This is a genomic window from Chitinophaga sp. G7 BAM 1005, assembly GCF_057126945.1.
Genome location: NZ_CP181478.1, coordinates 7549227 through 7561318 on the forward strand (window position 1 = coordinate 7549227; position 12092 = coordinate 7561318).

The 12092-nt window shown below is 45.4% G+C and carries 14 protein-coding genes; 6 read left to right on the top strand and 8 right to left on the bottom strand.

Annotated features, from left to right (window positions below; translation table 11 throughout):
- The first annotated feature begins 30 nt into the window (after positions 1-30).
- From rodA to ACMXI2_RS30675, 4 genes are all read left to right on the top strand, one after another.
- Complete coding sequence (rodA, locus tag ACMXI2_RS30660; protein WP_483779640.1) at positions 31-1317, top strand: rod shape-determining protein RodA; 1287 nt, start codon at positions 31-33, stop codon at positions 1315-1317.
- A gap of 12 nt (positions 1318-1329) precedes the next feature.
- A complete protein-coding gene (locus tag ACMXI2_RS30665; RefSeq protein ID WP_483779641.1) occupies positions 1330-2076 on the top strand; it encodes an MBL fold metallo-hydrolase in 747 nt (248 codons plus the stop codon).
- A 67-nt stretch (positions 2077-2143) separates the two neighbouring features.
- Positions 2144-3004, top strand: coding sequence for a helix-turn-helix domain-containing protein (locus tag ACMXI2_RS30670; protein WP_483779642.1), 861 nt, complete (start codon positions 2144-2146; stop codon positions 3002-3004).
- Between the two features lie 38 nt (positions 3005-3042).
- Positions 3043-3390 (top strand): nuclear transport factor 2 family protein, encoded by a 348-nt coding sequence (locus ACMXI2_RS30675; protein WP_483779643.1) that lies wholly within the window; start codon positions 3043-3045, stop codon positions 3388-3390.
- 36 nt (positions 3391-3426) lie between these two features.
- Here ACMXI2_RS30675 and ACMXI2_RS30680 read toward each other — a convergent pair whose 3' ends face one another.
- The 8 genes from ACMXI2_RS30680 to ACMXI2_RS30715 all read right to left on the bottom strand — a co-directional run bounded on the left by ACMXI2_RS30680 (position 3427) and on the right by ACMXI2_RS30715 (position 10426).
- The gene (locus tag ACMXI2_RS30680; protein WP_483779644.1) at positions 3427-3882 is read right to left on the bottom strand and encodes a hypothetical protein; all 456 of its coding nucleotides are present in this window, start codon (positions 3880-3882) and stop codon (positions 3427-3429) included.
- 29 nt (positions 3883-3911) lie between these two features.
- Positions 3912-4607 (bottom strand): hypothetical protein, encoded by a 696-nt coding sequence (locus tag ACMXI2_RS30685; RefSeq protein WP_483779645.1) that lies wholly within the window; start codon positions 4605-4607, stop codon positions 3912-3914.
- A 141-nt stretch (positions 4608-4748) separates the two neighbouring features.
- The gene (locus ACMXI2_RS30690; RefSeq protein ID WP_483779646.1) at positions 4749-5300 is read right to left on the bottom strand and encodes an RNA polymerase sigma factor; all 552 of its coding nucleotides are present in this window, start codon (positions 5298-5300) and stop codon (positions 4749-4751) included.
- 321 nt (positions 5301-5621) lie between these two features.
- The gene (locus ACMXI2_RS30695) at positions 5622-6587 is read right to left on the bottom strand and encodes a transketolase family protein (protein ID WP_483779647.1); all 966 of its coding nucleotides are present in this window, start codon (positions 6585-6587) and stop codon (positions 5622-5624) included.
- Positions 6588-6639: 52 nt separating this feature from the next.
- Complete coding sequence (gene galE, locus ACMXI2_RS30700; protein ID WP_483779648.1) at positions 6640-7668, bottom strand: UDP-glucose 4-epimerase GalE; 1029 nt, start codon at positions 7666-7668, stop codon at positions 6640-6642.
- Between the two features lie 30 nt (positions 7669-7698).
- Positions 7699-8571 (bottom strand): glucose-1-phosphate thymidylyltransferase RfbA, encoded by an 873-nt coding sequence (gene rfbA, locus ACMXI2_RS30705; protein WP_483779649.1) that lies wholly within the window; start codon positions 8569-8571, stop codon positions 7699-7701.
- Between the two features lie 157 nt (positions 8572-8728).
- The gene (locus ACMXI2_RS30710; protein ID WP_483779650.1) at positions 8729-9733 is read right to left on the bottom strand and encodes an anion permease; all 1005 of its coding nucleotides are present in this window, start codon (positions 9731-9733) and stop codon (positions 8729-8731) included.
- Between the two features lie 42 nt (positions 9734-9775).
- Positions 9776-10426 carry a DUF47 domain-containing protein gene (locus tag ACMXI2_RS30715; protein WP_079469694.1) on the bottom strand — a complete coding sequence of 217 codons (651 nt, stop codon included), beginning with the start codon at positions 10424-10426 and terminating at the stop codon, positions 9776-9778.
- A gap of 182 nt (positions 10427-10608) precedes the next feature.
- On the opposite strand from ACMXI2_RS30715, the gene ACMXI2_RS30720 reads away from it, so the two are divergent.
- Both ACMXI2_RS30720 and ACMXI2_RS30725 read left to right on the top strand, forming a co-directional pair.
- Positions 10609-11436, top strand: a complete 828-nt coding sequence (locus ACMXI2_RS30720; RefSeq protein ID WP_483779651.1) for a UDP-2,3-diacylglucosamine diphosphatase — start codon at positions 10609-10611, stop codon at positions 11434-11436.
- 176 nt (positions 11437-11612) lie between these two features.
- Complete coding sequence (locus ACMXI2_RS30725; RefSeq protein WP_079469692.1) at positions 11613-12014, top strand: hypothetical protein; 402 nt, start codon at positions 11613-11615, stop codon at positions 12012-12014.
- The last annotated feature ends 78 nt before the right edge of the window (positions 12015-12092 follow it).

The following is a 12092-nucleotide window of genomic DNA, read 5'->3' on the forward strand; positions in this document are numbered from 1 at the left end:
CCAATCATCGAATAAACCGATTAATCAATAATGAACCGCTCGCAAGCCAAACTGACACAAGGGATTGACTGGCCAATAGTTGGCCTGTACCTGGCATTGGTGATCATAGGCATCATGTCCATTTTTGCTGCGGAATACCGGGGTGATGATAACGTGTGGCAGGATATCCTTCATCCAAATAAAAACTATTCGAGACAGCTGATCTGGTTTGGCGTATCCATTGTACTGGCTGCAGTGATATGGCTTACAGACAGTAAGTTTTTTACCGCCACGGCCAACCTGATGTATGCAGGCGGACTGCTGCTTTTATTGCTGGTACTGGGGATCGGTAAAGATGTGAAGGGGTCGCATTCCTGGCTGGTGATCGGTGGATTCCAGTTTCAGCCGGCGGAGCTGACCAAGCTCTGTACCAACCTGGCCCTCGCCAAATACCTGTCGTCGCAGGAAACTGACTTCACGAAACTACGGTCAAGACTAATTGCTGCTGCATTGGCCCTGATACCTGCCAGTATCATCATTTTGCAGGACGAAACAGGATTGGCCCTGGTATATTTTTCCTTTTTCCTGGTGATGTTCCGCGAAGGATTACCCGGCGTACTACTGGTAATAGCCTTTTCAGGTATTGTGCTGGTACTGTCGGCCCTGCTGGTTGACCGAACGATACTCTTTATTATTTTTACGGTCATCACCGCGCTGGTCATATACTTTATGCGGCGCGAAATAAAACGAAAGCGATCGAAGCTCGCACTGATACTGGGGGTATATGCCTTCTGCGGATTGTTTGTGATGTTCATCGTTCCTTTTGTATTTACCAAAGTACTGAAGGATTACCAGGTACGCCGTATTGAAGTAATGCTGGGTAAGGAAAATGATCCGAAGGCGACCTACAATACCAGGCAGAGTATGATTGCCATCGGTTCCGGCGGCTTCTGGGGAAAGGGTTACCTGAAAGGTACCCAAACCCGTTACGATTTTGTTCCTGAACAAAGTACCGACTTTATCTTTTGTACTGTGGGAGAAGATTTTGGCTTCTTCGGGAGCGTGATTTTCCTGGGTATTTATGTAGCTCTGCTTTTCCGGATCATTTTTGTGGCGGAGCGACAGCGATCGACCTTTACGCGGGTGTATGCCTATGGGGTAGCCAGTATCATCTTTTTCCACCTGGCTATTAATATTGCGATGACGATCGGTCTTGCGCCGGTGATCGGGATTCCGCTGCCATTGGTGAGCTATGGCGGATCTTCCCTGATGACTTTTACCATGTTGATATTTATACTGCTGCGGCTGGATGCCGACCGGCAGATGGTGTTAAGATAGTATCTTTGCAAAATGGCACGTATTATTCCATTATCAGAAGGGTCATTTACCGTAGACGGGACCAAGAAGTTTTTTCCTTTTAAGCTGGGGACAGATAGCATGCAGGACCGCCCGCATGGTTCGTTGCTGGTAGAAATACAGCCGTTCCTTGTCATCACGGACCACGACTATATTTTATTTGATACCGGGTTGGGTTTCCGTAACCCCGATGGCGTACTGCAAATCCATCAGCACCTGATAGATAATGGCATCAATCCTATGGAGATCACCAAAGTATTAATGAGCCATTTACATAAAGATCATTCCGGTGGCGTTTCTTCTGAAGATCCTATCACCAGGGAGCGTACGCTCAATTTTCCAGAGGCTACCTATTATGTGAACAACGAGGAAATGCTTTACGCGATAGAGCACTCCGGCAAATCCTATCTCTCCGAAGATATTATGTTATTACAACAGCGGGATAACGTGGTGTTTACTACCGGCAATGGTACTATCGACGGATATATTCATTACGAAGTGACCGGTGGTCACTGTCCTTATCACCAGGTGTTTTTGGTAGATGATGGAACAGATAAAATATTTTTCGGGGGAGATGTGGCGCCACAGATATCCCAGATGAGGAGCAGGTTTGCAGCCAAGTATGATTACGACGGCAAGCGCAGTATGGAACTTCGCCAGGAGTTCCTGGAGCGTGGCAAACAAGACGGTTGGACATTCCTTTTTTATCATGATACCAAAGAACCTTTTGCTAAGTTTTAAGCGGAGGTTGTCTTACTCGGGATTACACTGATTACCGGAATTTTTTTGGCTTTTATGAGATGTTAAGATGTATACGCCGTTTGACAGCTTGTTGCTTGCAGGACAGCATACTATTAAAACGTGGGAACAACAGGGCCACAGTTGGGCATCGTATAGTGTTTACCGTGATCAGGCCACCCACGAACTGTATATTCCGCAAACAGTGCTCAACCTGGTAATTCAGGGGGAGAAAAGAATGTACGACGGCAGGCAGGTACATTACCTGCATACCGGAGATGCAATGGTAATTCCGGCCGGAAGCCTGCTTTGCTCCGAAATATTGCGGCCACAGCGGCAATACGGGAGCATTAACCTGGTGATCCCGGATGAGATGATCCTGGCGTTACTCAAAAAGCCGGGGAATAAAACCCATACAGCCAGCCGGGCATTAACCACACTGCCGGTAAACAGCCGGTGGCACGGCTTCACCCAATCGCTGTTGCGCCACTTTGCAGACGATAATCTTACCATACCTGATTATTACAACATTATTTCACGCGCGCTTCACCTTATTTCCGGAGAAGAAGCTATAAGTGTTATGCTCACCAAAGCCGCTATGTATCCACTTCCGGAGGTGATGGAGAAACTGAGTACGGGGATAGCGGAAGTAAGGCTGCTGGAAGAGATGGCCGCTATGGGGCATATGAGCACTGCCACATTGAAACGCCGCTTCCGGGATATTTATCACAGTTCTCCTATGCACTGGGTGCTGGAGAAGCGGTTGCAGATGGCGGGATTCCTGTTGCGCACCACGGAACAACCGATCGCGGAAATAGCTTACAGCACGGGGTTTGAAGATGTAACCCATTTTTACCGGCAGTTTCGCCGTTGTTTTAAGGTAACACCATTGCAATGGCGTAAAATGGAAAGTGATCTTTTCAGCAAATAGTTATGCCGGCCGATGGCTTACATTGTGAAAAAACAGCAATGGAAAGTCTTACCCACATCGGTGAAGCCTGGCTGCAGGCCTGGAACTCCCACAATCTGGACGAAATAATGTTGCATTATGACGATGATATTATCTTCTATTCCCCATTAATTAAAAGAATCAACAATGACCCTACTGGTTGTATCCGGGGGAAAGAGAACTTAAAAGCGTACTTCAACAGGGGGCTGGAAGCCTATCCTGACCTGCATTTCGAGCTGTATCACATCCTGGAAGGAGTGAATTCTATTGTGCTTTATTATAAGAGTATCAATGATAAATTAAGTACGGAGATGATGGTGATTAATGAGAAAGGGCTGGTGAGTGAGGTAAGGGCACATTATAAATAACGGAAGGGAATTGCGGGGAGCTTCCCCGTAATTTCTTTAGGGTCTTCTTCTCGGGCCTCCACTCATTCTGTTCACACGTTGGGTATTGAGGTGGTTAACCATGATGGTCCGGAATTCTCTTTCGCTTTTAAACACCATGCCTGCTTTTCTGCCGGGGAGTACGCGCTGGAATTCTGTACTGTAGCGTGATTTAATGTCCAGCATTCGTTTTTCGTACTTCAGTTCCTTATCCATATTTTTCCGGGCGGCATCATCGGCGTTGTCGGTGGCTATTTTTTCCTGGTCTCTTTTCTGGTGGCGTTCTGCGATCAGTTGTTCCACTTCATGGGTATAATTATTATAAACCGGCCAGAACTTCTGGGCTTCTTCCGGTGTGAGGTTTAATTTCTGGGAAAGGTATTGGATCTGTATGGCTTTTATTTTTTCTGCGGCGCTTTCAGACGGGGTTTGCTGGGCGTTACTCACGCCGGCATGGGTGAGGAGCACAAACATTGTAATCCATATAAAGTAAAAATGTTTCATCATTTATTTTCAGGTAACACTTCCTTTGATAAATCGGTCCTTTGCAGGTATTTTTCGATGGCTTCCAGTGGAACTGCTTCATTCAGCTGACTTTGCACCGGGCTTGTTTCCGCGGAACTGGCAAAGAAAGCTTCATTATCAAAGGGATCTGTGTGGGTTTGCAGGTAATTAACGATATCCTGGTCATTCAGGTCTTCCAGTTGTCTTTCTATAGTATTATGATGGTTGTTATTGTTGATAACGAACAGGATGGCGCTGCTGCCGATGAAAGCGGTAAGACAGGCGGCCACGGTCCATTTCAACCATGCAGCGGTCCGGTTCCGGTGCGCTACCCGCAGTGGAATTATGGGGCTGGAATTGGCCCGGAGGGACTCAAAATAGCCGGTAGGTACTGTAAATGGCGTCTGTTTGGAGATGGCCGCCAGGAAGGGGGAAATAGCTTCCAGTTCCGTATGTACGGAGGTGAGGGAGCTGGTTGCTTCTTCCGTTTGGATCCGTTGCAGGATGGCCTGTGGTAATCCTGCGAAATAGCCGGCAGGAATAGTTTGCGGCTGATTTGGAACGGCGGATGTTCCGGAACGCAGATCTTCCAGCTGAATTTGCAGCAGGATAGCGGCGGGCAGGTGATCAAAATAGCCTGCCGGTACCGTAAATGGTACTTCTGCGGGCCAGTTGGTGCCTGGAGCTATTTGCATTAATTCATTTGTTATGTAGGTCTGCCTGTTCATATTTGCTGTTTTTTAGACAGTAAACGGTATTAATAGTTTAATGTGATTTTAATCTTTTGGTAAAATTCTTTAAAAATTACTTAAAATAAATATTTGTAAAATTTATGGTCAGCCATTGCGGATGAACTCCTCGATTTTCTTAACAGCATGATGATAAGAGGCTTTCAGAGCGCCTTCCGAGGTGTCCAGCACTTTGCTCATTTCCTCGTATGGCATTTCATCGTAGTAGCGCAGGTTAAATACGATCCGTTGTTTATCGGGTAAACTGAGGATGGCGCGCTGCAGTTTCCATTCCAGTTTATTGGGATCGAACTGCGGATCTGCCCTGAGTTTGTTGCTCAGGCCATTTTCTATATCCGACAGTGAAACAGACGTTTTACGTTTTTGCTGCTCCAGGAAAGTCAAACTTTCGTTGGTGGCTATTTTATAGAGCCAGGTATACAGCTGTGCATCTTCCCGGAAATTTTCCAGGTTTTTCCACACTTTAATGAAAACGTTTTGCAGCACATCGTTGGCATCGTCGTGATCCATTACCATCCTGCGGATATGCCAGTAGAGCCTTTCCTGGTACTTTTGGATAATGAGGGTAAACCCTTTTTCCTTAGTATCAGGTATACGGTATAATGCCAAGAGTGATTTATCGTCCTGTGAAACGGCCATAGGTTAAATGGTTCTTAACAGGTTTTAGTTCATTGAATATAAATAAAAACCTGTTCATAAGACGCGGAGATTGTGGCGAAGTTTAATGCAGCGGATTTTGTATTGGCTCAGGATTACGCTGATTATACTGATTAGCTTGATTTTTACTTTTTGATTTTCTTGATAATATATTCTTAATAACATAATTAAGGGAGACAAAAGCGAATATATCCGCTTTTATCTCCCTTGATCCTTTATAAAATCAAAAAGTAAAAATCAAGCTAATCAGTATAATCAGCGTAATCCTGCTCCAAGACAATTTAAAATCGCCGGAGGCGATGCTTACGCTTGTTTCTTACGCTGTATTGCTTTTTCTGCTGCGGCAACGATATGATCTGAATCGAGGCCATATTTTTTCAGCAGGTCCAGTGGTTTACCGCTTTCTCCGAATGTATCGTTGGTGCCCACATATTCAATGGGAACAGGCGTATGACGGGCAGCTACCTGTGCGATGCTATCGCCCAGACCACCGAGTACGTTGTGTTCTTCGGCAGTAACGGCGCAACCGGTTTTCTTCAGGGAAGCAATAACTGCTGCTTCGTCCAGCGGTTTAATGGTGTGGATGTTGATGATTTCCACGCTGTAGCCTTTTTCTTCCAGTACTTTGCCGGCTTCGATGGCAATCCAAACCAGGTGACCGCAGGCAAATAAGGTGATATCTGTTCCTTCATGAAGGATCTGTGCTTTACCTACTTCAAACTTCTGGTCTTCAGCGGTAAAGTTGGGCCATTTCGGACGGCCGAAACGCAGATATACCGGTCCTTCGTAATCTGCAATAGCGATGGTAGCTGCTTTAGTTTGGTTGAAATCGCAGGGTACGATTACAGTCATTCCGGGCAGCATTTTCATCATGCCGATATCTTCCAGGATCTGGTGGGTAGCGCCATCTTCACCCAGGGTAAGTCCTGCGTGGGAGGCACATATTTTTACGTTCTTGTTGGAGTAGGCAACAGACTGACGGATCTGGTCGTATACCCTTCCTGTGGAGAAGTTAGCGAAAGTAGTGGTGTATGGTATTTTACCGCCGATGGTTAAGCCGGCAGCGATACCAATCATATTGGCTTCTGCTATACCTACCTGCACAAAGCGATCAGGAAATTCTTTAATAAAAGCGTTCAGTTTCATAGAACCGAGCAAATCTGCTGTCAGCGCAACTACATTGGGGTTTTTACGACCTGCTTCGAGTATGCCCTCACCAAACCCACCGCGGGTTTCTTTTTCATTTAGTGGTTGAATATCTTTTACCATTGTGGCCTTTTTAAAATTGAAGCGTAAATGTAATCATTAAAAAATGATGATCCTAGTTACTCAGTACTTTATTACGCAGACTCACTTCCCATTGCCATGCGGTGCGCATACTGTCTTCGATACCAATTTTTGGTTCCCAGTCCAGCTTTTCTTTTGCCTTACTGTTATTGGCGTAAATAGAGATTACATCTCCTTCCCTGCGCGGGCCGGTGGTGTAGTTTAATTTGATGCCGGAAATTTTTTCGAATGCCTTAATGGCTTCCAGAACGGTTACTCCGTTGCCGGTGCCGAGGTTAAACACTTCGCAGTTGCTGGTATTCCGGTGTTCTATGAGGTATTGGAGCGCTTTAGTGTGGGCGGCGGCGATATCCATTACATGGATATAGTCACGAACGCAGGAGCCGTCGCGGGTATCGTAATCGGTGCCGAATACGGTCATTTTAGGAATTTTACCGATAGCCGTTTGCGTGATTACGGGAACCAGGTTGTCTGGTTTTCCCAGTGGCAGTTCGCCGATAAGTGCGGATGGGTGTGCGCCTACCGGGTTGAAATAACGAAGCAGGATAGAGTTGGTTTCATTTACCCGGCTATAGTCTTCGATGATTTGTTCACCCATTTGCTTGGTGCGTGCGTATGGCGATTGTGCTTCGCCGAGCGGCGTTTCTTCCACTACCGGCAGGGCTTTGGTATTGCCGTAAACGGAGCAGGAAGAGGAGAATACGAGGTTGGGTACATTGTATTCTTTCACGCATTTCAGCACGTTGATGAGTGAAGTGAGGTTATTCTGAAAGTACATCAGGGGCTCGTTTACAGATTCTCCCACTGCTTTCAGGGCTGCAAAATGGATAACGCCAACGATATCCCGGTTTTCATGAAATACCGCATTGGTGTCTTCCAGGTTACAAAGATCTACTTTGTAATTGCGTACCTTTTTTCCGGTAATTTTCTCTATACCATCTAATAATTGGGTGCTGCTCCTGATATTACTGTCTACAGATACTACATCAAATCCATTATTGATCAGATCTACAATAGTATGCGCGCCTATATAGCCACAACCACCCGTAACAAGAACCTTCATGATATTTCAGATTTACGTTTATTTGATATTTCAGAAAACTTTTTGATTGAGCACCGTTTCGAGGTAAGCTCCGTAGCCGCTTTTCAGCAAAGGTTTTGCCAGTTCTTTAAGTTGGCTGGCGTTAATAAATCCTTTGCGGTAGGCGATTTCTTCGATACAGGCTACTTTAATTCCTTGTCTTTGTTCTATTACCTGTACAAATTGGGATGCCTGCATCAGCGAGTCGAATGTGCCGGTATCCAGCCATGCCGTTCCGCGTGGTAATATAGAAACTTTTAATTTTCCACGCTGTAAATATTCTTTATTTACATCTGTAATTTCATATTCGCCGCGTGGACTTGGCTGCAGATTTTTAGCGATTTCCACTACTTCGTTATCGTAGAAATAAAGTCCCGGTACGGCGAAGTTGGATTTGGGTTGTGTGGGTTTTTCCTCGATGGACAGTACTTTCATATCTGCACCGAATTCCACTACTCCATATCTTTCGGGGTCGGATACCTGGTAGGCATATACGATTCCACCGTCGGGGTTGGTGTTATGTGCCAGTTGCGTGCCGAGTCCGGCGCCGTAAAAGATGTTATCTCCCAGTACCAGGGCCACTGTATCCTGACCAATAAATTCCTCTCCGATCACAAAAGCCTGGGCCAAACCATTTGGATTGGGTTGTTCCGCGTAGGTTAAATTCAGTCCAAGTTGTTGTCCGTTGCCGAAAAGCCGTTGAAAAGCCGGCAGGTCGTGCGGGGTAGAAATGATCAGAATATCCTTGATGCCCGCCAGCATCAGGGTAGAAAGCGGGTAATAGATCATTGGTTTATCATACACAGGCATTATCTGTTTGCTGATAGCATACGTAATGGGGTGTAGGCGGGTGCCGGAGCCGCCGGCCAGGATAATTCCTTTCATTTGCAAGATCAATTTTTGATGGTCACTAACTTAGCTTTCCGATTAGGAAAACCGTACAAAAATAGCGGCTCTCTTTCAATTGGACATCTTTTTTTTATAAAAAAAGCTCTCCGGAAGTTACGGAGAGCTTTTTCAAAGTATGTGCCGGTTCACTTTTTTAAATGAACAGATTTACGATGAAATAGGTGAATGCAGCCAGTAGTCCACTGATGGGGATGGTTAAAACCCAAGCCCACAGCAGGGATACGGTAACGCCCCAACGAACGGCGGATAACCTTTTGGTGGCGCCTACCCCCATAATAGCACCCGTAATAACGTGGGTGGTACTGGCAGGAATACCCAGGTGTTCCGTCAGGAAGAGGGTAATGGCGCCGGAGGTTTCAGCAGCCACGCCTTCCAGCGGGGTTACTTTGGTGATACGGGTTCCCATTGTTTTTACGATTTTCCAGCCACCACTCATGGTTCCGAGCGCAATACAGGTAAAGCAGGCAAGCGGCACCCAGTCCGGCATTTCCTTGAGACTGCCGATATAACCGGCAGACACCATCGCGGCGGAGATGATACCCATTACTTTCTGGGCATCGTTACTACCGTGACCGAGGCTCAATGCCGCGGAAGAGGCCAGCTGCAGGCGTTTGAACCAGCTTTCTGCCCGGTATGGATTTGCCTTACGGCAGATATTTACAATGATGAGTGTTATAATAAAGGCCACCACCATACCTATGAGGGGAGCCAGTACAATAAAATACACGGTGGGTAATACTTTGTGGAAATTGATTACATCAATATTGCCACCGGAGGCCGTTACAGCCGCACCAATGAAACCGCCTATCAGGGTATGCGAGGAGCTGGAAGGAATCCCCAGCCACCAGGTGAAGAGGTTCCAGGCAATAGCTGCTACCAGGCCGCAAAGGATTACTTTCAGCGTGATAAACTGTTCAAATACCGAGCTGGCAACGGAATTCGCTACTTTAAATTCACCGATGTAGTATTTGGCAACAAAAAAGGCCACAAAGTTGAATACTGCGGCCCAGAGTACTGCCTGGAAAGGGGTAAGTACCTTGGTCGACACAATAGTGGCGATAGAGTTGGCGGCATCATGGAAACCATTGATATAGTCGAAAATGAATGCCAGTATGATGATAATTACTAGTAAAGTCATGACATCAGGAGAATTATGCGTTCAGAACTGTATTCCCCTTTATCAGGAGTACTTGATAATAATGGTTTCTATTACGTTGGCGCAGTCCTCGCATTTATCGGTAGCGATTTCCAGGGCCTGGTAGATTTCACGCATTTTAATCAGTTCTGCCGCGTTCTGCTCTGTGTCAAACAGGTCGGCGATAGCCATGTCGTAGATGTCATCAGCGTGGTTTTCCAGGCTGTTGATCTTTACGCAGGCATCCGTAATGATGCGCATATTCTGCATATTACGCAGTTCGGGGATTGCTTTGGCAAGTTCCAGTACACCCAGGTGGATCAGTTCCGCCAGTTTGCGGATGCTATCGTTGATGTAGTGTACTTTGTAGAGATCCATTCTTTTGGCAGAACCGTGGATATAATCTGCCACATCATCCAGTGTTGCCGCCAGGTAGTGAATGTCTTCACGGTCAAACGGGGTGATAAAGTTCTGTCCGAGCTCTACAAATATGCGGTGTGTGTAATCGTCGTTTTTGTGTTCCAGGCGTTCTATCAGGTGTACCTTATCCTTTCTCACGGCCAGATCTGTGGTGGCTACCAGCTCGTTGAGCACAGTCGCCATTTCTACCAGATTGGAAGCTACATCTTCAAACAAAGAATAAAATACCCGGTCTTTCGGCATGAATAGTTTAACAAAAGAATTGAAGCCTCCCATACGTTTGAGTTTATAAAATTTGCCGCAAAAATAGCTTTCAGAATCTATCCCAGCCAGTAAAAAACGTGAATTAATAATTCCTTAACACTGGATTAATATAAAAGTAATATAGCGATTTTTCCTTTGCATAGAAAATTATACTCATAAACAGGCTGCCTACAACCTGTACATACAAACCTATAATGTCGGATAAACGCCCATTAGATATAGCTGTAATTTCAGATGTTCATCTGGGAATTTACGGTTGTCACGCCAAAGAACTGATTCAGTACCTGGATAGTATCGACCCACGGATATTGGTGCTGAATGGAGATATTATCGATATCTGGCAATTCAGCAAACGCTATTTCCCAAAAGCCCATACCAAAGTGATCCGGAAAATCCTGAAGATGATCGGCAAAGGCACCGAGGTGTATTATCTGACAGGCAATCACGACGAGGCCCTCCGTAAATACGCAGGGTTTGAACTGAGTAACTTTACAATCGATAATAAACTGGTGCTGGAGGTAGATGGCAAAAGACACTGGTTCTTTCATGGCGACGTGTACGATGTGACCATGAAAAACTCCAAATGGCTGGCCAAACTGGGCGGCAAGGGATACGATTTGCTGATTATTCTCAACCGGCTGGTGAATCATGTGCTGGAAAGTATGGGGAGAGAAAAGATGTCTTTCTCCAAAAAAGTAAAACAAGGGGTGAAGTCGGCTGTGAAGTTTATTTCCGATTTTGAACAAACCGTTGCTGAAATAGCGGCAGACAAGGAGTTTGATGTAGTGTGCTGCGGTCATATCCACCAGCCACTGATCAAAGAAATGAAGGTAGGCGATAAAACGATCACTTACCTGAATTCCGGCGATTGGGTAGAGAGTCTCACCTCTCTTGAATATACTAACCAGCAATGGGCCCTGTACCAACACCCCGTTACCCGTAAAGGCGCTGTATTGGCAGAAGATGATGATGATGGGCTTGACTGGGACGCCACCCGTATTATTACCTTCCCCGGCTCCTGATTTTTCTTTCTGTTTATTACATTTAAATATTTTAAATATATTTATATTTAAATACTATTTTCACAAAATCATAACAAGCGCTTAATATTAAATTAAAAGTAGACTACTAAGTTTGCCAGAGAAATAATTAAGTGTGACGATATTGGCACATTTAGATAAGCAAGAAAAACAGCTAGATGAAAGTATTGAAGTTACATCCTTTAATGACTATCTCCCTATTGCAGATGCAGATCCAGCGTTTGCTCTTTTGTAATGTGGCGGTGTATGTGCGTAACTCACTGGCCAATACATTTGATACATTAAAGGACGCGGGTTTTGAAGAAGATGTTTTGATTGAATTTCCTATCGACGAAACATTGAGTTTGCGGGAGTTTGAGGAAGAAGTGGAAGAACGGTTCAACTTCTCACTGGAGTTGTGCAATAAGGACAACAAGCCCTTCATGAATAAAAGCCAGCACTTATTCCAGATTGCCTGTCCCGTAGCCGATAGAAAAACTGACCGTAACTACCAGCTGGATATTTCCCTGGATATGTTGACGAATAATAACCGCCAGTCGCCACAGCAAAATATGTGGTAATTAATTTGTTTCCCCCCTGATCAATGCTCTTTTAGCAGCTCCGGCTATCTTCTTTTATATCCCCCCGAAAAGCCTTTT

What these genes read in the sequence shown, in the direction of transcription:
- galE (WP_483779648.1), bottom strand. Translation starts at nt 7,668, where the DNA reads ATGAAGGTTCTTGTTACGGGTGGTTGTGGCTATATAGGCGCGCATACT.
- ACMXI2_RS30720 (WP_483779651.1), top strand. Translation starts at nt 10,609, where the DNA reads ATGTCGGATAAACGCCCATTAGATATAGCTGTAATTTCAGATGTTCAT.
- ACMXI2_RS30675 (WP_483779643.1), top strand. Translation starts at nt 3,043, where the DNA reads ATGGAAAGTCTTACCCACATCGGTGAAGCCTGGCTGCAGGCCTGGAAC.
- ACMXI2_RS30710 (WP_483779650.1), bottom strand. Translation starts at nt 9,733, where the DNA reads ATGACTTTACTAGTAATTATCATCATACTGGCATTCATTTTCGACTAT.
- rfbA (WP_483779649.1), bottom strand. Translation starts at nt 8,571, where the DNA reads ATGAAAGGAATTATCCTGGCCGGCGGCTCCGGCACCCGCCTACACCCC.
- ACMXI2_RS30690 (WP_483779646.1), bottom strand. Translation starts at nt 5,300, where the DNA reads ATGGCCGTTTCACAGGACGATAAATCACTCTTGGCATTATACCGTATA.
- ACMXI2_RS30725 (WP_079469692.1), top strand. Translation starts at nt 11,613, where the DNA reads ATGAAAGTATTGAAGTTACATCCTTTAATGACTATCTCCCTATTGCAG.
- ACMXI2_RS30685 (WP_483779645.1), bottom strand. Translation starts at nt 4,607, where the DNA reads ATGCAAATAGCTCCAGGCACCAACTGGCCCGCAGAAGTACCATTTACG.
- ACMXI2_RS30665 (WP_483779641.1), top strand. Translation starts at nt 1,330, where the DNA reads ATGGCACGTATTATTCCATTATCAGAAGGGTCATTTACCGTAGACGGG.
- ACMXI2_RS30695 (WP_483779647.1), bottom strand. Translation starts at nt 6,587, where the DNA reads ATGGTAAAAGATATTCAACCACTAAATGAAAAAGAAACCCGCGGTGGG.
- ACMXI2_RS30680 (WP_483779644.1), bottom strand. Translation starts at nt 3,882, where the DNA reads ATGTTTGTGCTCCTCACCCATGCCGGCGTGAGTAACGCCCAGCAAACC.
- ACMXI2_RS30715 (WP_079469694.1), bottom strand. Translation starts at nt 10,426, where the DNA reads ATGGGAGGCTTCAATTCTTTTGTTAAACTATTCATGCCGAAAGACCGG.
- ACMXI2_RS30670 (WP_483779642.1), top strand. Translation starts at nt 2,144, where the DNA reads ATGTATACGCCGTTTGACAGCTTGTTGCTTGCAGGACAGCATACTATT.
- rodA (WP_483779640.1), top strand. Translation starts at nt 31, where the DNA reads ATGAACCGCTCGCAAGCCAAACTGACACAAGGGATTGACTGGCCAATA.